The organism is Acidobacteriota bacterium, assembly GCA_040752675.1.
Classification (GTDB): domain Bacteria; phylum Acidobacteriota; class Polarisedimenticolia; order JBFMGF01; family JBFMGF01; genus JBFMGF01.
The window spans coordinates 57,286-81,354 of sequence record JBFMGF010000065.1 but is presented as its reverse complement, the minus strand read 5'-3'; the positions used below and the strand labels follow the sequence as shown (position 1 = coordinate 81,354).

General features: G+C 50.4%; 22 protein-coding genes. 8 read left to right on the top strand and 14 right to left on the bottom strand.

Annotated features, from left to right (window positions below):
* Position 1: 1 nt before the first annotated feature.
* The 5 genes from bzdO to AB1756_06845 are packed head-to-tail and all read left to right on the top strand — an operon-like array spanning position 2 to position 5,841.
* Positions 2–1,309, top strand: coding sequence for a benzoyl-CoA reductase, bzd-type, subunit O (bzdO, locus tag AB1756_06865; GenBank protein ID MEW5807050.1), 1,308 nt, complete (start codon positions 2–4; stop codon positions 1,307–1,309).
* Positions 1,310–1,348: 39 nt separating this feature from the next.
* Positions 1,349–2,119, top strand: coding sequence for an acyl-CoA dehydratase activase (locus AB1756_06860; protein MEW5807049.1), 771 nt, complete (start codon positions 1,349–1,351; stop codon positions 2,117–2,119).
* Between the two features lie 15 nt (positions 2,120–2,134).
* On the top strand, positions 2,135–3,013 hold the full coding sequence (gene bzdQ / locus AB1756_06855; GenBank protein ID MEW5807048.1) for a benzoyl-CoA reductase, bzd-type, subunit Q: 879 nt from the start codon (positions 2,135–2,137) through the stop codon (positions 3,011–3,013).
* Between the two features lie 14 nt (positions 3,014–3,027).
* A complete protein-coding gene (locus tag AB1756_06850) occupies positions 3,028–3,309 on the top strand; it encodes a ferredoxin (GenBank protein ID MEW5807047.1) in 282 nt (93 codons plus the stop codon).
* Between the two features lie 6 nt (positions 3,310–3,315).
* Positions 3,316–5,841 (top strand): FAD-dependent oxidoreductase, encoded by a 2,526-nt coding sequence (locus AB1756_06845; protein MEW5807046.1) that lies wholly within the window; start codon positions 3,316–3,318, stop codon positions 5,839–5,841.
* A 6-nt stretch (positions 5,842–5,847) separates the two neighbouring features.
* On the opposite strand, the gene AB1756_06840 is transcribed toward AB1756_06845, so the two are convergent.
* From AB1756_06840 to AB1756_06830, 3 genes are read right to left on the bottom strand one after another with little or no spacing between them, the layout of a single operon-like run.
* The gene (locus tag AB1756_06840) at positions 5,848–6,456 is read right to left on the bottom strand and encodes a hypothetical protein (GenBank protein MEW5807045.1); all 609 of its coding nucleotides are present in this window, start codon (positions 6,454–6,456) and stop codon (positions 5,848–5,850) included.
* Positions 6,457–6,504: 48 nt separating this feature from the next.
* The gene (locus AB1756_06835; protein MEW5807044.1) at positions 6,505–7,896 is read right to left on the bottom strand and encodes a M20/M25/M40 family metallo-hydrolase; all 1,392 of its coding nucleotides are present in this window, start codon (positions 7,894–7,896) and stop codon (positions 6,505–6,507) included.
* A 43-nt stretch (positions 7,897–7,939) separates the two neighbouring features.
* The gene (locus AB1756_06830) at positions 7,940–9,430 is read right to left on the bottom strand and encodes a type I 3-dehydroquinate dehydratase (GenBank protein MEW5807043.1); all 1,491 of its coding nucleotides are present in this window, start codon (positions 9,428–9,430) and stop codon (positions 7,940–7,942) included.
* Between the two features lie 153 nt (positions 9,431–9,583).
* Between AB1756_06830 and selD the strand changes: the two genes are divergently transcribed.
* The gene (gene selD / locus AB1756_06825) at positions 9,584–10,573 is read left to right on the top strand and encodes a selenide, water dikinase SelD (GenBank protein ID MEW5807042.1); all 990 of its coding nucleotides are present in this window, start codon (positions 9,584–9,586) and stop codon (positions 10,571–10,573) included.
* A 12-nt stretch (positions 10,574–10,585) separates the two neighbouring features.
* Here selD and priA read toward each other — a convergent pair whose 3' ends face one another.
* The 9 genes from priA to AB1756_06780 form a co-directional block, all read right to left on the bottom strand.
* On the bottom strand, positions 10,586–12,808 hold the full coding sequence (gene priA / locus AB1756_06820) for a primosomal protein N' (GenBank protein MEW5807041.1): 2,223 nt from the start codon (positions 12,806–12,808) through the stop codon (positions 10,586–10,588).
* A 44-nt stretch (positions 12,809–12,852) separates the two neighbouring features.
* A complete protein-coding gene (locus tag AB1756_06815) occupies positions 12,853–13,647 on the bottom strand; it encodes a uracil-DNA glycosylase (protein ID MEW5807040.1) in 795 nt (264 codons plus the stop codon).
* A 28-nt stretch (positions 13,648–13,675) separates the two neighbouring features.
* Positions 13,676–14,914: a bifunctional phosphopantothenoylcysteine decarboxylase/phosphopantothenate--cysteine ligase CoaBC gene (gene coaBC, locus AB1756_06810; GenBank protein ID MEW5807039.1), complete on the bottom strand. Its 1,239-nt coding sequence runs from the start codon at positions 14,912–14,914 to the stop codon at positions 13,676–13,678.
* Between the two features lie 6 nt (positions 14,915–14,920).
* Positions 14,921–15,142: a DNA-directed RNA polymerase subunit omega gene (gene rpoZ / locus AB1756_06805; protein MEW5807038.1), complete on the bottom strand. Its 222-nt coding sequence runs from the start codon at positions 15,140–15,142 to the stop codon at positions 14,921–14,923.
* 65 nt (positions 15,143–15,207) lie between these two features.
* Positions 15,208–15,819 (bottom strand): guanylate kinase, encoded by a 612-nt coding sequence (gmk, locus tag AB1756_06800; GenBank protein ID MEW5807037.1) that lies wholly within the window; start codon positions 15,817–15,819, stop codon positions 15,208–15,210.
* A 6-nt stretch (positions 15,820–15,825) separates the two neighbouring features.
* Entirely contained in the window at positions 15,826–16,707 is an 882-nt protein-coding gene (locus AB1756_06795; GenBank protein MEW5807036.1) for a YicC/YloC family endoribonuclease, read from the bottom strand.
* 140 nt (positions 16,708–16,847) lie between these two features.
* Positions 16,848–17,990, bottom strand: a complete 1,143-nt coding sequence (gene lpxB / locus AB1756_06790) for a lipid-A-disaccharide synthase (GenBank protein ID MEW5807035.1) — start codon at positions 17,988–17,990, stop codon at positions 16,848–16,850.
* Between the two features lie 35 nt (positions 17,991–18,025).
* Positions 18,026–18,691, bottom strand: coding sequence for a lysophospholipid acyltransferase family protein (locus tag AB1756_06785; GenBank protein ID MEW5807034.1), 666 nt, complete (start codon positions 18,689–18,691; stop codon positions 18,026–18,028).
* A 1-nt stretch (position 18,692) separates the two neighbouring features.
* On the bottom strand, positions 18,693–19,631 hold the full coding sequence (locus tag AB1756_06780) for a UDP-glucuronic acid decarboxylase family protein (protein MEW5807033.1): 939 nt from the start codon (positions 19,629–19,631) through the stop codon (positions 18,693–18,695).
* Between the two features lie 162 nt (positions 19,632–19,793).
* Here AB1756_06780 and AB1756_06775 point away from each other — a divergent pair, with 162 nt between their 5' ends.
* Both AB1756_06775 and pabB read left to right on the top strand, forming a co-directional pair.
* Positions 19,794–20,405 carry an aminodeoxychorismate/anthranilate synthase component II gene (locus AB1756_06775; GenBank protein MEW5807032.1) on the top strand — a complete coding sequence of 204 codons (612 nt, stop codon included), beginning with the start codon at positions 19,794–19,796 and terminating at the stop codon, positions 20,403–20,405.
* A gap of 108 nt (positions 20,406–20,513) precedes the next feature.
* Complete coding sequence (gene pabB / locus AB1756_06770) at positions 20,514–21,866, top strand: aminodeoxychorismate synthase component I (GenBank protein ID MEW5807031.1); 1,353 nt, start codon at positions 20,514–20,516, stop codon at positions 21,864–21,866.
* A gap of 14 nt (positions 21,867–21,880) precedes the next feature.
* Here pabB and AB1756_06765 read toward each other — a convergent pair whose 3' ends face one another.
* On the bottom strand, positions 21,881–22,321 hold the full coding sequence (locus tag AB1756_06765; GenBank protein ID MEW5807030.1) for a hypothetical protein: 441 nt from the start codon (positions 22,319–22,321) through the stop codon (positions 21,881–21,883).
* A gap of 53 nt (positions 22,322–22,374) precedes the next feature.
* The coding region (locus AB1756_06760; GenBank protein ID MEW5807029.1) for a polysaccharide biosynthesis tyrosine autokinase at positions 22,375–24,069 on the bottom strand (1,695 nt) is incomplete at its 5' end.

Genomic DNA, 24,069 nt, shown 5'->3' with positions numbered 1-24,069 from the left:
AATGGCAGACAAACTTTATCCTACAGAGCCCCTGAAATGCTGGAACAAGGCAAAGGAGATCAGGGAGAGTTACTACAAGGATTATACGACAGCCAAGGAGAAGGGTGGGATCAGGTGGGCTGGCGGTGCCTGGTCTTTCGATGCCATCCCTGCCGGGCTGGGACGTGACGTCTATTCGTTGACGAGCGAGCCTTATGGAGCAAGCATAGCCTTCAATAAGGAGTTTTCCCTGAAATGCCTCGAAGCGGCTGAGAAAGCCGGTTATTCAAGAGATCTCTGCTCTTACATGAGGAACTACTGGGGTTCTATTATCCTGGACCAGTACCTCTGGGGAGGACCGTTTCCGAAGCCTGATTTCCTCTGGCAGGACCACATCTGTTGCAGCCATGCCAAATGGTACCAGGTCGTCAGCGAGCTTGAAGGGGGAATCCCACATTACTGCATAGATGTTTCCGTCGGCCCATACCATGAAGTCAACGAGAACAGGCTCAGCTACATCGTCGGTCAGATGCACGACGGGATCGAATGGCTCGAGAAAGTCACCGGAAGGAAGTACAACGATGAGCTCCTCATCGAGGCGGTAAATGACGAATGCCGCTCCACTTCAACATGGGCCGAGATATGCGTCCTGAACAAGAACGTTCCGGCACCGCTCGACGAGAAGACTATGTACTCTCTATACGTTCTCGGAACATTGAAGAAGCATGCCAGAGAGGTTGCCGATTTCTATGAAGAACTTCGCGACGAAGTTAAAGATAGGGTGGCGCGAGGGATCGCTGCCGTTGCCAATGAAAGATGCCGCGTAATGAGCGATACACAGCCACCGTGGGGATTCCTGAAAGTCTTCCGGTATCTGGAGACTTATGGCTGCGTATCGGTTGGTTCTCTGTACACCTTCGGACTCATCGGGATGTGGGAGGTCAAAGAGGATGGAACATGGGGACCGAGGACTACTCCACAGCAGAAGGGGATCAGCATCAAGAGCCGTAATGAAGCGCTTCGAACCCTTGCCGACTGGAATCTGAGCAAGCCCGAATGGCAGCACTTCTACCATCCCGGATACAAGAGCGACATGATGATAAGGATAGCTCGGGAGTGGAAGCTGGACGGTGTCATGCTTCATTACAACAGGGGATGCGAGGGCCTGAGTCTGGGAATAGCGGAGAACAGGATTGCCATCCAGAAGGCCGGGTTTCCGGTCATGATATTCGAAGGGAATATGGGAGACGAGAGAGAGTTCGACGAGGCAAGGACGATGACCAGGATCGACACCTTCATGGAGACCCTCGGCATCAAGAGAACAGGATAAGTTATTCAGTGCTTTCTATAAACTCACAGGAGGATTCTTATGATAACAGCGGGAGTTGATTGCGGTGCCAAGAATACCAAGGTAGTCATTCTGAAAGATGGTAGGATCATTGGCAAAGGGATGATCTTGACCGGATTCAACCAGAAGGAGGCTGCCGAGAAAGCATTCAATGACGCTATCGGAGCAGCTAAGTTGGAGCGCTCCGCAATCGTTAAGATCGTATTAACCGGGACAGGAAGAAAGGGGGTTGACTTTGGCAATGGGGATATCACCGATGTGGGCGCCGCAGCAAAAGGAGCCCTCTTCTACTTTCCGACTGCAAAGACGGTGATCGATGTCGGCGCCGAAGAAGGACGCGGGATCCGGTGTAACGAGAAGGGAAAGGTCATCGACTTTGCCGTTAACGAGAAGTGCGCGGCTGGCGCAGGAGCCTTCACTGAAGCGATGGCAAGGGCTCTCGAGGTCAAGCTCGAAGAAATCGGAGAGCTTTCTTTGAAATCGCAAAAAGCCGTTCCAATGAATGCTCAGTGCGCCGTTTTCGCGGAATCCGAAGTCGTATCGCTTATCCATGCAAAAACGCCGAAGGAAGACATCGCCCGGGCGGTCCACGATGCCATCGCGAGCAGGATATCCTCCATGGTCAGGCGAATCGGGATCGAAAAGGACGTCGCCCTTGTGGGAGGAGTGGCAAGAAACATCGGTTTTGTCCATTCCCTCAGGAGCGATCTGGAAGTTGACCTTCTCATCCCCGAAGACCCAGAGTATGCCGCCGCACTCGGCGCCGCCCTCAGTGCAGGCGAAAATATTTAACTACAGGAGGAGCAGATGGCTCAGCAAGAATACTGGAGATGGAAAGAGTATGCCTGGAAAGATGAATCGAAAGAATGGAGGAAGGCCGGCATCATATCGTGCGGCATCGACGTTGGTTCGGTAAGTTCTCAGGCCGTCATCATGGCGGATGGGGAACTGTATGCCTACAGCAACCTTAGAACCGGTTCCGATAGCCCGAAAAGTTCCGAAAAGGCTCTCTCGTGGGCGATCGAAGGAACGGGAATGACCCTTGAAAACATCCACTATGTGGTCGGAACCGGCTATGGCAGGGTCAATGTCCCCTTCGCCCACAAAGCAATCACAGAGATCGCCTGCCATGCCAGAGGCGGAAACTTCATGTACGGTCCAACCATAAAGACCATCCTCGACATGGGCGGACAGGATTGCAAGGCGATACGCTGTGATGAGAAGGGAAAAGTGACCGCCTTCTTGATGAACGACAAGTGTGCTGCGGGAACAGGAAGAGGGATGGAGGTCTTTGCCGATCTTCTTCAGATTCCTATCGAAGAGGTGGGGCCTATGTCGCTCGACGTTCCGGAAGAACCCCCTCCCGTGAGCAGCACCTGCGTGGTCTTCGCCAAATCGGAAGCCACGGGACTCCTTCGCCAGGGTTGGCCCAAGAACAAAGTCCTGGCCGCATACTGTTCAGCCATGGCACACCGCGTCTACACGCTCCTCGAGAGGCTCGGCATCGAGAAGGATTTTGCGATAACCGGGGGGATCGCCAAGAATGTCGGCGTCGTCGCCAGACTGGAGAAAGAGCTCAACATCACAGCCGTGAAATCGAAATATGATAGCCAGATCGCTGGTGCCCTGGGAGCCGCCCTATTTGCCAAAGCCCTCTATGAGAAATCAAAGGGAATAAAGCAATAAAGGAGAAGGATATCATGATCGCAAATTATGGATACAAGAATGGGTCGGGCGAGTTCTTCATAAGCATAGATACGGACAAGTGCGTTGAATGCGATGAGAAGGGTTGCGCTGCCGCATGTCCCTTCGGAGTCCTTGAGATCATCACTGACGACTATGACGACCGGGTAGCCGCAGTCACAGAGGAACACAGGAAGAAGATCAAATACTCCTGCGCTCCCTGCAAGCCTGTCAGCGGCAAGAGAGAGCTTCCCTGCCTCGGAGCCTGTGCTCCTGGAGCCATCACTCATTCCTGGTAATAATCCATGAATTCCAGAATCAAAATCAAGATAGATGGAAAAGAACTCGAATTAGAGAAAGAAACGACCATCCTCGAGGCGGCCAGAAGAGCAGAAATCTACATCCCTGCCCTCTGCCATCATCCTGATCTTTTCCCCTTCACTGTTTCATCATCATCGTCAAGCATATACAGAGGCGCAAGAAGATTTCAGGGGCCGGAGGGAAGGCATTACGAAGGGTGCAGACTATGCATAGTTGAGGAAGAGAAGAGCCGCGAGCTCCTGCTCTCCTGCTCCACGATTGCTAAGGATGGGATGTCGATTCTCACGGCGACGAGGATGGTCCAGGAAAAGAGAAGAGAGAATCTGGTTCCCATTCTTGCACATCATCCGCATGCCTGTCTCACCTGCTCGCAAGCTGAAGGGTGTTCCAGGGAGCCCTGTTCTACCAACGTCCCCCTTCTGGAGCGATGCTGCGATAAATTCGGGAACTGCGAGGTTCAGAAAGTTTCTCGCTTCATCGGTATAAGGGAGGATACACCCAGGTACATCCATACAGGACTACATCCGATCGAGGACGAACCTCTCGTCCGAAGAGATTACAATCTCTGCATCAATTGTCTGAGATGTGTCAGAGCCTGTAACGACCTGAGAGGAGTCGGAGCCCTCGGATTTACAATCAAGGATGGCAGGGCTGTGGTCGGTTCTATTTCCGCAACTCTGGTAGATTCGGGCTGTAGATTCTGCCTTGCCTGTATCGAGGTCTGCCCGACGGGAGCACTCCTCGACAGAGGAATCAAGGGAAAGCCGCAAAGCGAGGAGATCGTCCCCTGCAGATCCAGGTGTCCTGTTGACATAAATGTCCCGCTTTACCTGAACCTGATCGCGAAGAAGAGATTCCGGGAGGCCGCATCTGTGGTCCGGGAGAAGGTTCCTTTCCCCTTTGCACTCGGCTACATCTGTTTCCACCCGTGCGAGGATGTCTGCAAGAGAAAAGAATTAAATGCACCGGTATCCATCTGTTCACTGAAAAGATTTGCGATGGAGCATGGGGATTTCAGAGCAGAAGAGTCCATCAGGAAGCTTGCTCCCACCGGCAGGAGAGTCGCCATTATCGGGTCCGGACCAGCCGGCCTTACCGCCGCTTACTATCTCAACATCAAGGGGCACTCCGTCCAGGTCTTCGAGCAGAACGAAAAGCCGGGCGGAATGCTCCGCTATGGAATCCCTTCCTTCCGATTCCCGAAGGATATCCTCGATGCAGAGATCGAGGAAATAGAAAGGGCAGGAGTAGAGATCAGAACCGGTATCCGCATCGGTGCAGATACAACAGTGGACGACTTGTTAAAGAATGGATTCGATGTCGTCTTCCTCTCAACCGGAGCATCGTTGAGCAAGAAACTGGAAATGGAGGGAATCGACCTCGATGAAGTTTTCTGGGGCGTCGATTTCTTGCAAGAGTTCAATTCGGGAAAGGAAGTCAAGCTTGGGGAAAGAGTCGTTGTCATCGGAGGTGGAAACGTGGCAATCGATGTGGCGATGGCATCCCTTCGCTGCGGGGCTAAAGACGTTCGGCTTTACTGCCTCGAGAAGCGGGATGAGATGCCATCCTATGAGTGGGAGATCGCCTTCGCGGAGGAAGAAGGGGTCAAGATCAACGCATCATGGGGTCCGGAAAGAATCATTGCTCAGAATGGCCGCGTGAAAGGGATCGAGTTAATCAAATGCACCTCCGTGTTTGATGAGAATAAGAACTTCAGCCCGATGTTCGACGGAAATGTGAGAAGGAGCATCGAGGCGGATACCATCATCTTTGCAATCGGACAGAACCCCGATGTGGGATTTGCCGGTTCCCTTTCAAAAGAGATCTTCAACGAGCAAGGCTTCTTGAATGTGAACAGTGAAACTCTCCAGACAACTATGGATAAGCTCTTTGCAGGCGGAGAGATCGTCACAGGTCCATCATCGGTCGTGGAAGCGATCGCCCAGGGAAAGAGGGCTGCGTCTTCCATCGATAAGTATCTCGGCGGAGACGGAAACATCGATGAGAGGTTTCTCAAGATAGAGAAGCCATCTGATCTGCTCGGAAGGGATGAAGACTTTGCAGCCATGGAAAGGGTTGAGATGCAATGTCTTTCTCCAAAACAAAGGCTCGATGTTGCATCCGGTGTCATCGAAACTGGTTACAGCGAAGAAGAGGCTCTTAGAGAGGCATCCCGATGCCTGCGCTGCGATCTGAGGCTCAGAATGTCAGGAGTCCCGCTACCTCCAGAAAAATGGATTTTCTTCACAGAAGAAAATGTCGCTGACGTTCCTGAAACAGATGGCGTCATCCAGCTCCTCGACGAAGGAAAGAACATCCTTCTCATCTCCGGGAGCTCTAACATGAAGAAGGCTCTAATGGAAAGGCTTGCTTCCAGCGACAGGGCCCGTTTCTTTATCTATGAGGAAGATCCGATGTATACAAAGAGGGAAAGTGAGCTCCTCCAGCAATTCCTTCAGAAACACAACCGCCTCCCAGAATACAATGACGAACTCTCCGACCTCTTCTAGGAGGGGTTATTCCACCATGAATTTGACGAAGACCGGTTCTTCAAGCTCCTGGGCAGTGAGGAAAAGCTCGAACTTCTTCCCCTTGAGACCTGCCTTCGGCTTCCTGAAATAGAGCATATCGATCAGGTAGGAAAATTTCGGAAGCTCGACCTTGTCGATCACTATTCTTCTCCTGCCAAACCTGTCGGGCTCGAAGTTGCTCTCCACCTGAGTGTATGCGTCAAATATTGAATAGACGACTTTGTGGATGTGCGCGAAGCTTCTGTCGAAATCCTGCTTTTCATAATTATCGAGGAGTTCTTTCGTCGGAACTAAAGGATAGTTGTTCCCCTCCTCGTCGACAAGCATGAAACTCTCCCTTGTGATTGTCAGATTCGCCAGTCCCTTGTTCGCGATGGATACTTCCAGCGGGATGTATGCTTCCGCCTCTCGCAATCTCGTCGCATACGTGCTTGCCACCAACGCGATGAGGTTTCCCTCCTCGATGTAGGTGAACATATCCAGTGTCCTGTCCAGCCCCTTGATATCCCGTTCGGTATGTCTCGAAGTGATGCATCCCTGAAGGAAGAGCACCATACATGCCATGATCAGAAGTAGATATATCGTTTTTCTCATTTTTCCTCCTTCACTCTCGTGTCAGTATAGATGAAGGCGAAAAGGATCTCAGTCTCGCAGCGCGGTTTTGCAGAATCTATCAAGGAAGCAGGCAACGGATTTTTCAAAGAGTTTTATCCCGTCCAGCGTGGCATACTCATTAAAGGAAAAGGCCTTTCCTCCCCTTCCCAGTCCCCCGACTACAAGCGACGCACCCAGCTCTTTCTGGAACGCATAGAAGGGGAAGGACCAAGTGGATGAATAGTGGATCTCCACATCGAAGCCAAAATCCTTGTATACATCCTTGATGATCCTGACGGCAGGATCATCGCTATCGGTCGACCATGCAGGGTATTGAATGTGCGTGACTACCTCTATGTCATCGTACCCGTGCTCGCGGAGGTGGTCTCTTACCGCCTCGATTATACGAGATGGTTCCATGTCAGGGACAAGCCGGATGTCGATGCTCGCCCTCGCCTCTGAGGGAAGGATCAGTTTACTCCAGTAGGCAGGGGGACGGACGAGGATATTGGAGATATTGAATGTCGGCGTGAGGATATGCTTCCGGAAGAGGTCTTCATCAGGAAGGTTCCACTTGAATCTGACCGCGTGCTGCTTCCGCATGAAATCGATGATCTCGAGCTTGCCCGATTTGATCCCTCTCTCCTCGAGATCTATCACATCGACTACTTCATCATAAAAGCCTTTGATGAGAACCTTCTCGTTCTCATCCACCATCGTCGAGAGAGCCTTGATGAGTCTCCAGACGGGTGATTTTATCCAGGACGCGTTGCTGCTGTGCAACGATTCCCCGATAGGTCCTCCCCATGCGCCGCCTGAGCAGATCATTTCGATCAGGATCAATCCCTTTACGCCGAGGAGAAGGATCGGATTGCCACTCTCGCTCTGGGAGAATTTCGGCACAAAGACAGTTTTGATGTCCAGGAAGTCCTTCTTCCTGTCGCTGATTAATTTGGTAAGGCTCGGGCTTCCAAGCTGCCTGTCACCATCCGAGATGAACTTGATGTTGACGGGAAGTTTCTTCCCTTCTTCGATAACGGTTCTGAGAACGTTGAGTGTTGCGATGAGCGGACCCTTGGGTTCGCTGATCCCGCGGCTCATGATGACTTTCTCTCCCCCTTCAGCCGTAATGATCTGCGCGGAAAAGGGATGTACCTTCCACCTCGGGCTTAAAGGAGGGATGATGTCGTAATTCTTGTAGATAAGCAATGAGCTGTCAGCTCCAAAATTGATCTCGCCAAAGATGATGGGAAGCTCTCCATAATCCATAATGGAGGCTCTGCCGCCCATTTCTTCTATCTCCTTCTTGAGCATCCTCGTGAGAGCAAAGACGTTCTCTATGTTCGTGATTCTGTTATCAACCCTGACATATTCCGCAATCTGCTCCAGATGCTCATCGAATTTTTCGTCTATCTTCTTGTACACCTTTTGGAGATTCATACTGTTGCTCGCTTTCTCGAGGGGCGTTTAGCGCTTAATATTATTATTCTAACTTTTCTTTGTCAAGAAAGAGCATTTTATCCCTAAATGTTTGTGCCATAAGATGTTCGGAAGGCTTCCTTCCGGTCAGCAATTCGAATTGAAGAGCCGCTTGCTTGAGGAGCATCGAGGCGCCATTTACCGTGGCAATTCCTTTTGGAGCTGCCATTCTCATCAGTTTAGTTTGCTCCGGGTTGTAGATCAGGTCATAGACGAGTTTTCCTTTCAACGAATCCTCTGCTATTGGAGAGGATTCCATATCGGGATACATTCCTACAGTCGTGCAATTCACGAGGACCGAGTAGTCATACTCCTTCAGGGCACCGATGTCCTGCCAGATGCATCCGAACCTCCTTGAAACCTCCCTGCCCCGATCTTCATTCCTGCTGAAGATGCGAAAATCGGCCGCGTTTTCCCTTCTGAGGATATAGGCTACGGCGGAAGCTGCTCCACCATCTCCCAGAACGGCGAATCTTTCCAATCCAGGGTTGACGAGTCTCTTCAATTCGCTTGAAAACGCTTCGGTATCCGTGTTGTAGGCATGAACGCTTGAACCTTTTAAAATGACGGTGTTTGCTGCTCCTATCGCTTTGACAGCTTCATCCTGATGGTCAGCGAATTTCAATATACTCCTCTTGAAAGGCGAGGTGACCGCAAAGCCGGCCATATTGAATTCATCTACACATTCAAAAACCTCATCGATCGAGGGGAGCTCAAGCGGGATGCAGACAAAATCTAGATTCTGATCTCTGTATAGGGCGTTATGGATGGCAGGTGACATTGAATGCCTCAGCGGATATCCGAGCACTGCGAAGATTCTGGTCTTCGCATTGATCCTGCCGATATCCAGGACATTCAAGAGATCATCGTATCCCAACTGCCCAGGTGCCGTTTCCTCTTCCCTGAAAAGCGACGCATAGACCCCTCTCGAGCCCCATGCGATAGAAAGGACTCTCGAAAGAGTTCCGTGCATCCCCATGCAAAAAGAGATGAGCGGAACATTCTCAGAATTTGCCCTGGTAAGAATACCCTTCACACGAAGATTGTCACGAAGGGATCTTGCAAAGGGGACAAGCTTGTAAAAAGAAGCCCCTTCGATGGAGCTAAGCCTCCTGTAAATATCAGGCAGGTCGTCAGGAGTCCCGCTTAAATCATGGTAGGAAACTATGAATTTCTGCCTATCATGTCTGGCAATTAGTCCAACGGCTTCGCTCTCCATCTCAACGTCTATATAAGCGAACAGGCCCGATATAAGCGCTTCCTCAAGAATGGCGGTTCTTTCTTCCTCTCTCCCGTCAAACATCCCACCATCTCTTCTCGCGCGGCAGGCAGCTATTTTTCTGGAGGGAATTCCCTTTACCAGGTCCAGGATCTCATCTACACCGAGCAGATCCAGTCTGATCTCGAGATACTCAGGAAGCTCCCCTGATCTCACGGCCTTTTTCAGATCTTCTCTTCTTCGTGGAAGAATGGAAGCTATCATCAAGCCTTTCATGATCCTCAAATCTTCATTGACTAATCAGATAGTCCTCTATATTATATTTTAGCCATGAAAAAGGGAATGCCTATTTTAGAATAAGGATGGTTTGAAATGGAAGAGAGAGAGAGACTGACCTGTCATTCCAAAGCCGGAGGTTGAGCAGCCAAGCTGGGTCAGGATGACCTGAGATTAATCATGTCGAGGATCAAGGAGGAGGCCGATCCCAACCTCATCGTGGGATTTGCAACGGCCGACGATGCAGCCGTCTACAAGATCAAGGACGACCTCGCCATCGTCCAGACGCTCGATTTCATAACTCCGGTGGTCGACGACCCTTACATCTTCGGGCAGATCGCCGCTTCTAATTCGCTGAGTGATGTCTATGCCATGGGTGGAAAACCGCTCACCGCCATGAACATCTGCTGCTTTCCACCCAGAGGAATAGCAAAAGAGGCTCTTGCAAGGATACTGGAAGGTGGCCATAAGAAGATCAAAGAGGCAGGGGCATCTCTCGTTGGGGGGCACACAATCGAGGACCAGGACCTCAAGTACGGTCTCTCCGTCACCGGAGTGATCGATCCTTCCCGGGTGATCAGCAACATGAATGCAAGACCCGGAGACCGCATCATTCTGACAAAACCCCTCGGGACGGCGCTCTACATCTCCGCCTTCAGAGCCGGGAGGATAACGGAAAGCCAGTTCTCCGAAGCCGTCGAGTCGATGATCTTTTTGAACAAGACGGCAAGCGAGATCATGCTCGGCTATGATGTCAGCGCTTGTACTGACGTCACAGGCTTTGCTCTAGCAGGACATCTTCTGGATGTGGTGGATGCCAGCCATGTGGGGGTCGAGGTGAGCTTTTCATCCCTCCCGCTCTTTGAAATGTCGAACGACCTTGCAAGGGAAGGGTTCAGCACAAGATTGACAAAGAATAATAAGGAGACACAATCCAGACGGCTGATCATCGATGCCGGGTTAGCCGAAAATGAAGAAGCTGTCCTCTACGATCCCCAGACGTCTGGTGGCCTTTTGATATTCATCAGGGAAGACCAAGCTGAAGGAGCCATGTCCGAATTAAACAGAGCAGGAATCTTTACAGCCTCAATCATCGGCATAGTCACCGGCAAGGCGGATACCTCCATCCGAATAATCCCCTAAAAAATAATCTTGTTACATCAATGATATGGGGTCTACGTCGATGATGATGTTTCTCAATGGAAGATCTTTTCCCGCTTCAAGGAACCTGTTGAGGGTATTACCAATTTCTCTTCTTGACTTCGCTTTCAGAATGATCTGGAATCTGTATCGTTTCTTGATTTTGGAAAGCGGAGCAACCGCAGGGCCGAGAACGATTACCTTTCCATCAGATACGTTCTTGATTATCCTTCCAGCTTTTTTTGCGATGCTTGCGCCTCTTGAAAGATTCTTATCCTGAACGATTACATTAGCCATGACCGTGAAGGGAGGATACTGCATGACTTTCCTGAATCTTATCTCCTTCTCGTAAAATCCTTCAAAATCCTGATGTATTGCGGCCTGGATGGCATAATGACCAGATTGAAACGCCTGGATGAGGACGAGCCCGGGAATCTCGCCACGCCCCGCTCTGCCTGCAACCTGCGTCAGTAGCTGGAATGTCCTCTCGGAGGCCCTGAAATCCGGCAGCGTGAGAACGCGGTCTGCGGATATGACTCCGACCAGAGTGACAGAAGGGAAATCGTGCCCTTTCGCTATCATCTGAGTCCCGACGAGAAGGTCGATTTCCTTCTTCTCGAAGGCGCCAAGGATGCGGGCATGTCCCCCTCTTCCCTTGACCGTGTCCCTGTCCATTCTCGCAACCCTGAAGCTCTTTAGCGTTTCCTGTATCGCCTCTTCAACCTTTTCCGTCCCCTCGCCGCCATAGAAAAGCGCATTCGATTTGCAGGAGGGACATTTGTCAGGTTCTTTCTTCCAGTATCCGCAATAATGGCAGAGCAGTCTCTCATCTGCCTTATGATAGGTCAGGGAGATATTGCACCTCGGGCAGACAATGGCCGTCCCGCATTCCCGACACTGGACGAAAGAAGAAAAGCCCCTTCTGTTGAGAAGGACAAGCGCCTGCTCCCCGGCCTGGACTTTCTGCGTGATCTTTTCAAACAGCGCATCCGATACGGGAACGGTTTCTCCCTTCTTCCTGTACTCTTCCTTCATGTCGACTACAACCACTTCCGGTAGAGCTCTCTTCTCCACGCGAGACCTCAATTCAAGAAGCCGGTATTTCCCCTCAATCGCATGGAAATAGGACTCCAGAGAAGGGGTCGCACTACCCATGACGACGGGGATATTCCCGTTCTTCGCCCTGACGATGGCAAGATCACGTGCATTGTACCTCGGCGACTCCTCCTGTTTATAGGAATGGTCCTGTTCCTCGTCAATGACGATGATTCCGAGATTGCTCAGGGGGGCAAAAATTGCCGACCTGGCCCCAAGAACGATCTTTGCTTTACCGTTCTTCACTCTCATCCATTCGTCATACCGTTCACCCGGAGTTAGAGCGCTGTGAAGGATGGAGACGCTCTTACCAAACCTTCCTGTGATCTCCCTGGCGAGCATCGGGGTAAGGGAGATCTCGGGAACAAGGTAGAGGGCATTCCTCTCCATTGAAATGGCTTTCTCCATCGCTTTCAGATAGACCTCCGTCTTTCCGCTCCCGGTGACACCCTTCAGCAGGAAGACCTTGAACTGGTTCATTTCAAGGGCTCCATAAAGCTCCCGGACGGCACGTTCCTGTTCGTCATTAAGCACTATTTCTTTCCTCTCGGCCGCGGAAAGAGAAAAGGGCTTCCTTCTCACATCCATCATACCGATACTTAAGAGACCCTTCTTACTCAGAGCCAGGACGGTGGAGGATGATGCCCCGCTCTTTTCCTTGATCTCGCTGAATGGTACTGCCTTTCCCTCTTCAAGCAGCAGTTCGAGAACGGCAAGCTGCCTGATAGCTCTCCCGCATGATCGTCGGTAGTCCTCAAGACTCCATCCCTCCTTCTTCACGATCTCTGCACATCTTTCCACCTTCGTCTTCGAGCTCCTGCTGATCCCGGGAATGGCTGCTTTCAACATCTCTCCGAGGCCGCAGATATAGTAGTCAGCAGCCCATCTGGAAAGAGTTAGAATATCTTCACTCATCAGAGGTCTTTCATCCAGGATGCGGATAATCTCTTTGACTTTTCTCTTATCAAGGCCGACTTTTTCTTCCTCGATCTCCTCCGTGATGAAGCCGACCATCTCTCTTCTCCCGAAGGGGACGATGACCCTCGTACCAGGCCTGATATCAGCGCTAATGGATTCCTGGAGAGAATAGGTAAATGTCTGACGGATGGGAAGCGGGAGGGCGATCTGGAAATATCTTTTCATCTATTCATGCTATGAGAAGCCTGATTAGCTCCTGCCTGATCCGGTCACCTCTTCAGGGCATCGCGCACGATTTTCATGTCTTCCCAGACCTCCTTTTTCCTGTTCGGATTCCTCAGAAGGAAGGCGGGATGAAAGGTTGGCATGACCGGTACATCGCAGTACTTCATGAATCTCCCTCTCAGAGAGGTGATGGGAAGTGTCGTCTTGAGGAGGATCTGAGCCGCAACCGTTCCGAGCGCCACTATGATCCTCGGCTTTATGATCTCAATCTGTCTGATGAGAAACGGAACGCAGGTTTCGATCTCATCCGGCAATGGATTTCGATTTCCAGGAGGGCGGCATTTGATGATGTTGGCGATGTAGACCTGCTCCCGGTCCATTTCTATTGCATTGATAATCTTGGTCAGGAGGTGCCCGGCTCTCCCCACAAAGGGAAGACCCTGAATGTCTTCATCGACTCCGGGAGCCTCCCCAATAAATAAGAGCTCCGCCTGCGGCGAGCCGGAACCGAAAACGATGTGCTTTCTTCCTGCAGAAAGGCGACACCTCGTGCAATCCCCGATATTCATCCGAAGCTCTGATAGAAGAAGGGAATTCTCTTTTCCCCTGGAAGCACCATCATCAGCCGCTGACATCTTTTCATGACTTTCGGCAGCAGGCCGAATTGAAACCTGCAATACATGGCTCTCCCTTGCCTGCCTTTCCCCGATCAAGATATCATCGCCGATCTCGATTCCGGAGATACCAAGTGTGCGGACTCCGAGATGGTCGATACCCATCTCCTGCAAGTATTTCAACCTTTCTTCCAGTTGCTCCCGGATCTGTTTCTTCTCCCTCATCGATTAAGTTTGCCCTCCATTGGCATTCTTAGTGTGGCTTACAGATCGCGTCGAGGAGGCGCTCGGCGAGTTCGCGCTTGTACATCCTGGAGAAGACTTTTCTTTTCCCCTTTCTATCGACAAGGATGGCAGCATTCCGATCGGAGCCGAAACCCGTCCCCTTTTTTCTTACGTCGTTTGCCACGATGAAATCGAGATTCTTCTCTCTCAACTTCGATTTCGCATTCCTCAGAAGATTCTCCGTCTCAGCGGCAAACCCCACGAGGATACCCACGCTCTTCCTGATCTCTCCTCTTTCACCTCTTTCTTTTCCTTCGCTTGCCTCTCTCCTGCCCTCCTTCTTCTTTCCAAGCTCAAGAAGGATATCCCTCGTCCTGTTCAGTTTGAGTGTCAGGTCCCCTTCGCTTTTCTTAATCTTTCCTTTATGGACCTTTTCAGGCTTGAAGTCCGAGACTGCCGCCGCCATGAAGATGTAATCTGCCCTGGTTGCCTCTTTCAGGACGGTATCCGCCATCTCATCAGAAGTCTCCACCTCAATGAGGTTTATTCCCCAGGGAACGGTGAGGTCCGTGGGCCCACTGACGAGAGTCACGTCTGCTCCTCTCTTCCTGGCAGCCTCGGCAACGGCATAACCCATCTTCCCGGATGAACGGTTCGAGATGTACCGGACGCCATCTATTGGCTCCCTTGTCCCCCCCGCCGTGACCAGCACATTCTTCCCTTTCAGCGAATTTGATTTTACCGCCGCCCTCATCGCCTCTTCAACTATCTTCTCTATGTCTGGAAGCCTTCCAACCCCCTCCTCTCCACAGGCCAGATCACCTTTTTCAGGGGCTATGATGTGAACACCACCTCTCTTCAATTTCTCCACGCTCTCCTGAACGACGGGATTGAGATACATGCTCGCATTCATGGAAGGTGCGATCATAACCGGCGCGGTGCATGAGAGGAAAAAGGTCGTCAGAAAATCATCTGCGATCCCAGAGGCGAACTTGTTGATCACATCGGCAGATGCAGGAGCCACAAGAAAAAGGTCTACAAGTCTCGCAAGGGCAATGTGTTCTACCGAAGCATCGGAATGGAGTTCATACTGCTCCACGATGACTCTCTTGCGGGAGAGAGTCTGGAACGTCAGGGGGGAGATGAAGGACGTGGCATGCTGCGTCATGATGACGTCGACCTCCACGTTCCTTCTGACGAGGGCTCTGACTATCTCCGCGGCCTTATAGGAGGCGATGCACCCAGTCACTCCCAGCGCAATTCTCATAAGGCATCACTCCCGTCCATCATCTTCACCGTGGAAGTCTTCTTTTTTCTCGTCCTCGTAATAGTAATCGATAAGACCGGAGAGGACTTCCTCCTGTGCGATGATCGTTGGCTTTTTCGACGGGTTATTTATCTTCGGTTTTGCGCCCTCAATCAACTGCCTGCATCTCTGGGCGGCAAGCACGATGAATCTATATTTGCTGTCCACATTATCGTAAGTTCTGGGCATTTATAAACCTCCATTCATTGCCTGACAGAATAGCACTGAATTAAAAAAATTTCGAACAGGATCGGCTATGGAAAAGTGGCAGCAATCTTCCGGGCTGCCTGGCGGCACATCTTCATCCTGGCTCTTTCCGCAAGGATGATCCCCTTCAGGGTGCGTACTGCATCTTTGAGATCATCGTTGACGATGATATAGTCGAACTTACTGAACTCCTTCACGTCTTTCCTGGCTGCTTCCATTCGCGTTTTGATCTTCTCCCTTGATTCACTCTTTCTCTTTTCCAGCCTCGACTTCAGCGTCTTATAATCGGGAGGCATGATGAAGACGAAGACTGCATTCTTCCTCTTCCTCCTGACCTGGGCTGCACCCTGGACATCTATGTCGAGGATGATATCCATTCCTTTTTTCAGCGCATCTGAAACCTCTCTGACGGGAGTCCCGTAATAGTCGCCAAAGATAGTTGCCCATTCAAGAAATCCCCCCGCATCTCGCACCCTGCGGAACGTTTTCAGATTCACGAATCTGTAATCCTTTCCCCCGACCTCCCCTCTTCTCTTCTCCCGCGTCGTGTAAGACACGGAGAAGCCAAGGGAATCGATGGACTTCATGACTTTCCTGATGATGGTAGTTTTTCCAGCTCCAGACGGCGCCGTGATGACGAAGAGTATCCCTTTCCTCATCAAGAATCACTCAATGTTCTGAGCCTGTTCCCTGATCTTCTCTGCTTCCAGCTTGATGTCGATTACGGCTCTGTTGATATCGAGGTTGCCCACCTTGGAGTTGATGGTATTTGCTTCCCTGTTGATCTCCTGCATGAGAAAGTCAAGCTTCTTCCCTACCTCGTCCACATTCTGAAGGAGAGTCTCCAGATGTTCGAAGTGACCCTTCAGTCGGGAAACCTCCTCGCTGATGTCGCATTTATCAACCATGAAGGCAACTTCCTGTTCAAGCCTCGATGGATCGAGTTTGATATCCGGTTCCAGTTCCCTTATCCGCGCCATGAGGTTCTTCTTATGAACATCCGGAAGGGATCCGCAGATCTGCGCTATCCCTTTTCTCTTCTCTTCCATCGTTCCTAGCCGTGACAGGATGTCTTCACCGATGAGGGCTCCTTCCTTAATTCTCATCTCTTCGAGAGATGCAAGGGCCTTCTGGAGAGCCTCCGTAATCGCATCTATCTCTTCGTTCTGATAGATTTTTTCTTTCACCTTAAAATCCATCGCTCCCGGGAGCTGGAGAAGACCCTGAGCCGTCAGATCCCCTTGAAGGCCGAACTCGTTCTTGATCTGATGGAAGGCTTCAATGTATCCTGCGATGAACGGACGGTTCATCTTTATCTCGTACTCCATCTCGTTAATGCCGTTGATGGTTATGGAAACATCTATCTTCCCTCTTGAAACTTTCGACTGAACCGTCTTCTTGATTTGCGGCTCCAGCGGGGTCAACTGCTGGGGCAATTTGACTCTTAAGTCGAAGAAGCGGTGATTGACGCTACGGATCTCAATGGACACTTTGAACTTTTCAGTTTCCACTGTGCCGATTCCGTAACCTGTCATGCTTCTGATCATCGTTTCCCCTTATAAGTGAGGCTCTATGACTGCGGTCGAATTGTGTGATTTATTATAGCAATTCCGGTAAAAAAGTCAATTAACTTATTTCATATCAGTTAGTTACATGACAAGTCATGGTTGCTGGTTTAGAGTCTTCATCATTGTTCAAGGAGATCCAGAACAACCCTGGCTGCCCTCTTGAACACTCCCTTCTCGCCAAGTTTCCCTCTGATATTTTCAAGTTCTTCCTTTACATGTTGAGTTTTTTTCACGTCATCCAGATAGAGTTTTACCTCTTTATAGATTTCATCCGCCTTGCATCTGCCCTGAAGAAGTTCTGGAACTATCATCTTTCCGGCAATAAGGTTTGCCATGGCGAAATTTTCTATCTTCACGAAGAGCCTTGCCAGTAGATAGCTCACGGGGTTTAACCTGTAGATTACAATCATAGGCTTCTTCATAAGCGCCAGCTCGACCGTCGCAGTTCCTGAAGCAACAACGGCGAGATCGAGCACATTTAAAAAATCATAATAATGCTCATGTGTGATCGTAAGAGGCAATTCATTGTAGGGTGCGACCAGTTCTCCAAGCATCTTCCGATCCACATTCTTCGCCACGGGGATCATAAAACACAGTTTCTCATAACTTCGATGCAGAAGCCTTGCGGCGCCCAGCATGGGAGGAAGGATCCTCTTCACCTCACCATTCCTGCTCCCGGGAAGAAGACCCACAAGAATGCTGTCTTCAGAAACCCCGATTCTCTTCCTCATCTCTTCCCTTTCAACCGTCGCCTGCGCGATATCGATGAGGGGGTGCCCCACAAAGTTTGCACGCACCCCGGCTTTTTCATAGACAGGCACCTCGAATGGGAAGATCACGATCATCCGGTCGACGAGTCGTGACATGCTCCTCACCCGTCCTTTGCGCCAGGCCCAGATCTGCGGACTGATGAAGTACACTATCTTGATCCCCAGCCTGTGAGCGTATTTCGCAAGCCTGATGTTGAAGTCCGGGAAATCGATCAGGATGAGCAGGTCCGGTTTATTCTGAACGAAATGGTTCTTCAGTTTTCTGAACACCTTCCATATGATGCGGAAGCTGGAAAGGACCTCGAAAAATCCCACTACGCTGAGCTTCTCGATGTCGTTGATAATATGTACACCCTCCACGCGCATCTGCTCGCCCCCCATGCCATGGAATTGCGCATCGGGCAGGCTCTCCTTTAAAGCCCTGACCAGCATTGCTCCGTATTTTTCGCCCGATTCCTCACCTGAAACAATCGTGATTTTCTTTGCCATCATTCGTCCTGCTGGAATCCGAGCTTAAAAATATGACTTCATTTTACAGATTTGAAATAACCATCCACCTCTTCGGTGATCCTCTTGAGCGATGTCTCAAGCTCGATTCTCTTTTCTTCCATCATCCTGTCATCGGCATCTCTGCTTACATGGATAGGATCACCATACAGGAATACCCCTTTCGAGAAGGGAAGGGGTAGAAGGAATTTATCCCATGTCTGGAAGACTTTCTTTCTCGAAGCTGAAAAGGAAACGGGGATGATGGGAAAGCCCGAAAGCTTTGCCGCCTGTATCACTCCAGGCTGAGCCTTCTGTCCAGGACCTCTCGGACCATCCGGAGTGAAGGCTATATCGTAACCCTGCTTTCCCCTTCTCAGGACCTCCTTGAGGGCCTGCGGACCTCCTTCCGTAGTCGACCCTCTCGTGGAGTCGAAACCGAACAGCCTCATCGTCCTTGCTATGTACTCTCCATCCCGGTGTCTGCTGATCAGAATCGTTATCCTCTTCCCGGGATAGCTGTAAGGCATCATGAATAGTCGCCCATGCCAGAAAGCCATGATATAGTTTTTCCCTTCCCTGCTGAGCAACCTGATCACCTCATCATTAATGTAGGTGATCCGCATTGTGTACCGGCTGATCCGGATCAATAGGTTCGCGACGAGGGCAATGATCGAGAATTTTAGAGATTCCAGAATCCTTCCCATGTCAGAGAGCAAGCCTCTTCTTAAAATCATCGATGGTTCGTCGCAAACCCGCCTCGATGCTGACTTTCGGTTCCCAGTTCATCACCTTTCTTGCCAAGGAGATATCCGGCTGCCTGACCTTCGGGTCATCGATGGGGAGAGGCTTAAAGACAATCCGGCTCTTGCTGCCGGTTATCCTGATTATCTTTTCGGCCATCTCCTTTACCGTCATCTCGCCTGGGTTTCCAATGTTTAGAGGCTCATGGTAATCGAGGAGAAGTAGCCTGTATAAACCTTCCACCATGTCGTCGATGTAGCAGAATGACCTGGTCTGCATCCCGTCCCCGTACACGGTTATGTCTTCGTTGTTAAGGGCCTGGCAGAGGAAGGTAGGTATTGCTCTGCCGTCATCGAGTCGCATCCTCGGGCCGAACGTGTTGAAGATCCTTGCTATCTTCGTGTTGACGCCATGGTACCTGAAATAGGCCATCGTCATCGCCTCAGCAAATCTCTTGGCTTCATCGTAAACCCCTCTCGGTCCCACGGGATTGACGTTTCCCCAGTATGATTCAGGCTGTGGATGAACCAGCGGATCTCCATAGACCTCCGAAGTGGAAGCAAGCAGGAAGACTGAATTCTTGGCCTTCGCCAGTCCGAGCGTCTTGTGCGTCCCGAGAGAGCCCACCTTGAGGGTCTGAATGGGGAGTTCCGCGTAGTCCTTTGGACTGGCCGGAGAGGCGAAGTGGAGGATGTAATCAACCTGCTGGGCGATGTAGATATATTCGGTAACATCCTGCTTGATGAACTGGAATTTTTCGTTGCGGATGTGCGATATGTTCTCTATGCTGCCCGTCGAGAGATTATCCATGCAGATAACATGGAAATCCCTCTCGAGAAAGCGGTCGCACAGATGCGATCCGATGAACCCGGCTCCGCCCGTAATCATAACGGTTTTCTCCATCTTCTTCCTCCCGTTATTACGAGTGCCCTTTATAACTCATCATCCTGTATTCAGTCAATGCCAATCGCTCTCAATCTGACATAGTCTCAGTTTTAGATTTCTACAGCACGCAAACTGGAGCGTTACCTGATCTGGTATAATTTGACCGAGTTTTAGCAAATTATGAAGAAAGTATTCCTTCTCGACAACTATGATTCCTTCACTTATAACGTGGCTCAGTTGCTGGGAAAGATAGGATGCAATTTCCTGGTGAGAAGACCTCACGAGACATCCTTGCAGGAAATGGAATCATTCTTTTATTCAAGCGATCATCTCGCTCTCCATGCACACGATTCTGAGATGAGGATCATCCTTTCCCCTGGACCAATGAGGCCAGAAGACCATCCCTTCCTGTTCGAAGTTCTGGAAAGGTTCCACGGCTCTGCAAGAATCCTTGGGATCTGCCTCGGCATGCAGGCCATCAATAAGTTTTTCGGGGGGAGCATCAAGAAGGATGATGTCCCCCTGCACGGAAAGGTATCCATGATCATCCATTCAGGACGAGGACTATTCCATGGGATCAAGAACCCATTTCAGGCGGCACGGTACCACTCGCTACTCCTCGACATGATACCCGATCCTCTAAAAGTAACGGCCATAACCGATGATGGAAAGCCGATGGCTTTTCAGCACCGGATTTATCCCATTTTCGGCGTTCAGTTCCACCCTGAATCTTTTATGACTGAGCATGGAGAAATCCTCCTTGCAAATTTTATGAATGCGGGAGCCGAGTAAAATTCCATTCTCGATCATGTCCGGTGAAAAGCATCAATGATTGAAACATTGCCCGAAATCAAAAAGATAAGCCTGCATTGCTCTCGTCTCGATAAATCATTAGAGCGGATGGACTTTAAACGGTGGAGCGCCTTGCTGAAAACCGGCGTACCGCGAAATGGGCACGAAATCTCAATTCTTGGCTGCAATCCATTCTTGATCTTTCAATCGAAAGGGCGCCGGCTTCGGGTCCTTGCTGGCAATAGAGTCCTTGAGCAGGACGCGGACCCTTTCCACGCTCTCCAGGCAATTCTTGACCACTACCGGTGCCTGATTAATAGATTTCCGGACAAATCAGAAGAAGGACCGATTGGAGCATTCTCGAAGAGGATACTTATCCGCGGCGGCGGGATCGGAGCGTTTTCCTATGACCTGAACAGGCTCATCGAGTCGATACCGGAGAGGCTGCCGGACCTTCATCATCTTCCGGATATCATCTTTACTCTCTTTTCTCAGTTCATGATCCTCAACGAGAATAGCGGTGAGTGTCTTAAGGTCGAACTCGACGTTGATCTACTGGGAGTTGACTCCGGGACACTGCTGGAAGTGCCATCTTATGAAAGTGATTTATCAGACTCAAACAAAAGTGGCACACTAACTGCCTGGGAGTCCAATTTCAATAGAAACGATTACATCCAGGCTGTTAAAAGAGTGAAAGAATATATCGGCGAGGGAGATATCTACCAGGTCAACATCTCTCAGCAGTTCAAGGCACCTTTCACTGGAGATGCTTTCCGGATCTTTGAACGCTTGAATCTTCTAAACCCCGCTCCGATGAGCGCCTACATGGACTTCGGCGGGATCAAGCTGATCTCCTCTTCTCCCGAAAGGTTCCTCATGCGGCAGGGGAACCTCGTGGAATCCCGTCCTATCAAGGGGACGATGTTGCGAGGAAGAACGGCTGGGGAAGACCGAAACTTCAGAGAGATGCTTCTTTCAAGCGCAAAGGAAGAGGCGGAACTATCCATGATCGTCGATCTAATGAGAAACGACATCGGCAAGCTTGCCCGATCTGGAAGCGTGAAGGTGGCGCAACATAAGGTTATAGAAGAGTACAGCAACGTCTTTCAGATGCTCTCCATCATCAACGCAGATGTTTCGAGCGAATTGCCCTCTCTGGAACTGATCAGATCCTGCTTTCCTGGAGGTTCGGTTACGGGATGTCCCAAGCTGCAGGCGATGAAGATCATCGAGGAGCTGGAGAGGGACAGGCGGGGATTCTACTGCGGAAGCATGGGCTACATAGACTTTGATGGAAACTTCGATCTGAACATAGCTATAAGGACCATCACGGTCAAAAATGGATGCCTCTTCTTCAACCTCGGCGGCGGTATTGTCTTCGATTCTGATCCCGAGAGCGAATACGAAGAGACACTTCACAAAGGCAAAACAATATTCGAATCCTTACGCTTCAACAATTAGAAATATTGCATTTATCAGCGGGAGAATAGTTCCTGAAGTTCTCTGAGATGCTTCCTGTCTTCGGGGGATGGATCGTATTCGACCTTTGCCGTGAGGAGGGTTACGGCAGGGCTTCCGCACTCCATCGTCAGCATGAAATCCTTTGAACCGATCCCTTTCAATTCCAAAAGCTCAAAGGGGATCCATTCGCTCTTGATGATGTTCCTATCCTCATCGTACTGTTCGAACTTTATGCTTATATACTTCAGGGAACTTCTCATGGGACCCGTGATATTGATCGTCGCCGCGATGGTCTTCCCTTCCATGACTGCCCATGAGAGGACTTTAACTTCATATTGTCTTCTCTCCTGAAGGACCTTTAAAACAGGATCGGCTTTTTCGCACGCCAGATGGAAAATCATAGCAAGGAAGACCGCAATCAGCACTCTGCCGTAGGGAATAAAATATTCTCCCATCTCAAATTTCAATCCTCAAGAAGATTGATATTTTTTTCAATCGGAAGGGATGATCAGCTTTTAGCAACGGGGATCTTCGTCTCTTCTTTGTCCTTGAAGACCTTCTTTATCCTTTTCTTCTTCTCGCCCCCCTCGCTGTAATAGTAGTACCCGGCGTAGTAGTAGTCTTTATAGTAAGCTCTCTCGATATCTACGCTGTTCAGGATGGCACCGACTACATTCCCATGGATCTGCCGGATCTGGTGGAGGCTTCTTCTTATCAACTCCTTATCGTTCTCATTGTGCTTGATGACAAGAGCAACCATGTCCGCCACAGAGGAAAGGATGATCGAATCTGTCAGTGAAACGACGGGGGGCGAATCGAGAAGGACCCAGTCGAAATCCCTGCGCAATTCCTTCAGGAGGTTCCGGAATCTCTCCTGACCGAAGAGCTCCGGAGGGTTGGGGGGGATGGGACCGCATGTCATGATGCTCAGATTCGGCGTCTCTGAATTCTTCATGTAAAGGCGGTAGTCATCGGTTTCAGACGTAGCCAGATAATTAGTGAGGCCGTTTTCCCTGCTCACACCAAAGAAATTGTGCATCGTCGGTCTTCGCAGATCGCAATCGATGACGGCCACCCGATCGCCGCCGCTCGCCATCGTCTTCGCGAGGTTCAAGATAGTGGAGCTCTTCCCTTCTCTGGGACCAGCGCTCGTGATGAGAAGAACCTTCTTCTGGCGCTGGTTGCTGGAAAAGATGATGCTCGTCTTCAGGGTCTGGAAAGACTCTTTTACCGCATGGCTTGCGGTATCCCTGTATTTCGGTACTATGGAAAGAAGATTCAGCTTCAGATACTGTTCGATGTCTTCCGTAGATTTGATGGTATTGTCGAGATAATCGAGGAAGAAGACCGTCCCGATACCGAGCATGAGACCGAGAAGTATCCCCGCTACCAGATTGATGAGTTTTCTCGGCTTCACCGGATTCTGTGGTACCATAGCCCGGTCCAGAATGTTGACGTTGTTGGGAAGAAGCTGGGCGCTCAGGCTGATCTGGTTCATCCTCTCCATGATGGCATCATAGATCTTCTTCTTAGTGTCGGCATCCGTCTTGGCGACATCGTACCTGGTCGTGGCTTTTCCTATCTCGAAGGCCTCTTCTTCGGTCATTCCGATCTGCTCTCTCAGATAGCGATCGTTGCCAAGCTCCTGTTCATATTCCGTCTTGATCTTGGCGATAAGGGTGCCGATCTGATTGGAGATCTTCGTCTTGATGTTTTCTAGCTCGCTCACCTTCTGCCGGAGCGTGGGATGCCCCGGCTTCAAGGAGATCTTCAATTTCTCGATCTCCTGCTCGAGCGCGATCCGCGTCTTGTTCAGGTCCTGAACGGTCTTATCGTCGGCGATCTCCGGCAGTGTCATGAAATCGCCTCCGCTCTTCTCCAATTCGGAGATGCTGTTCATGGTCCCTTTCAATTTTCCGAGCTTGATCTGCGTCTTGGAGAGCTCCTCGTTGTAGGATGTCAGCTTGTTGTTGATGATATCCCTCTGTTTCTCGGGGACCAGGATTCTCTCCTGTTCCGCGATGTTGAAGCGGTCTTTCTGCGCCTCGGAGAGCTGCTCCTTCAAAGGATTGATGCTCTTGAGCATCTCCTCGACAATCCTCTGAATCCCTTCCACCGCTTTATCCACGTTCCTCTTCACATATTCATCCGCTACCGCATTGACCCATTCCGTAATCTCCTGAGGATTCGTCCCTTCGATGCT

What these genes read in the sequence shown, in the direction of transcription:
- bzdO (MEW5807050.1), top strand. Translation starts at nt 2, where the DNA reads ATGGCAGACAAACTTTATCCTACAGAGCCCCTGAAATGCTGGAACAAG.
- AB1756_06860 (MEW5807049.1), top strand. Translation starts at nt 1,349, where the DNA reads ATGATAACAGCGGGAGTTGATTGCGGTGCCAAGAATACCAAGGTAGTC.
- bzdQ (MEW5807048.1), top strand. Translation starts at nt 2,135, where the DNA reads ATGGCTCAGCAAGAATACTGGAGATGGAAAGAGTATGCCTGGAAAGAT.
- AB1756_06850 (MEW5807047.1), top strand. Translation starts at nt 3,028, where the DNA reads ATGATCGCAAATTATGGATACAAGAATGGGTCGGGCGAGTTCTTCATA.
- AB1756_06845 (MEW5807046.1), top strand. Translation starts at nt 3,316, where the DNA reads ATGAATTCCAGAATCAAAATCAAGATAGATGGAAAAGAACTCGAATTA.
- AB1756_06840 (MEW5807045.1), bottom strand. Translation starts at nt 6,456, where the DNA reads ATGAGAAAAACGATATATCTACTTCTGATCATGGCATGTATGGTGCTC.
- AB1756_06835 (MEW5807044.1), bottom strand. Translation starts at nt 7,896, where the DNA reads ATGAATCTCCAAAAGGTGTACAAGAAGATAGACGAAAAATTCGATGAG.
- AB1756_06830 (MEW5807043.1), bottom strand. Translation starts at nt 9,430, where the DNA reads ATGAAAGGCTTGATGATAGCTTCCATTCTTCCACGAAGAAGAGAAGAT.
- priA (MEW5807041.1), bottom strand. Translation starts at nt 12,808, where the DNA reads ATGAAAAGATATTTCCAGATCGCCCTCCCGCTTCCCATCCGTCAGACA.
- AB1756_06815 (MEW5807040.1), bottom strand. Translation starts at nt 13,647, where the DNA reads ATGAGGGAGAAGAAACAGATCCGGGAGCAACTGGAAGAAAGGTTGAAA.
- coaBC (MEW5807039.1), bottom strand. Translation starts at nt 14,914, where the DNA reads ATGAGAATTGCGCTGGGAGTGACTGGGTGCATCGCCTCCTATAAGGCC.
- rpoZ (MEW5807038.1), bottom strand. Translation starts at nt 15,142, where the DNA reads ATGCCCAGAACTTACGATAATGTGGACAGCAAATATAGATTCATCGTG.
- gmk (MEW5807037.1), bottom strand. Translation starts at nt 15,819, where the DNA reads ATGAGGAAAGGGATACTCTTCGTCATCACGGCGCCGTCTGGAGCTGGA.
- AB1756_06795 (MEW5807036.1), bottom strand. Translation starts at nt 16,707, where the DNA reads ATGATCAGAAGCATGACAGGTTACGGAATCGGCACAGTGGAAACTGAA.
- lpxB (MEW5807035.1), bottom strand. Translation starts at nt 17,990, where the DNA reads ATGATGGCAAAGAAAATCACGATTGTTTCAGGTGAGGAATCGGGCGAA.
- AB1756_06785 (MEW5807034.1), bottom strand. Translation starts at nt 18,691, where the DNA reads ATGGGAAGGATTCTGGAATCTCTAAAATTCTCGATCATTGCCCTCGTC.
- AB1756_06780 (MEW5807033.1), bottom strand. Translation starts at nt 19,631, where the DNA reads ATGGAGAAAACCGTTATGATTACGGGCGGAGCCGGGTTCATCGGATCG.
- AB1756_06775 (MEW5807032.1), top strand. Translation starts at nt 19,794, where the DNA reads ATGAAGAAAGTATTCCTTCTCGACAACTATGATTCCTTCACTTATAAC.
- pabB (MEW5807031.1), top strand. Translation starts at nt 20,514, where the DNA reads ATGGACTTTAAACGGTGGAGCGCCTTGCTGAAAACCGGCGTACCGCGA.
- AB1756_06765 (MEW5807030.1), bottom strand. Translation starts at nt 22,321, where the DNA reads ATGGGAGAATATTTTATTCCCTACGGCAGAGTGCTGATTGCGGTCTTC.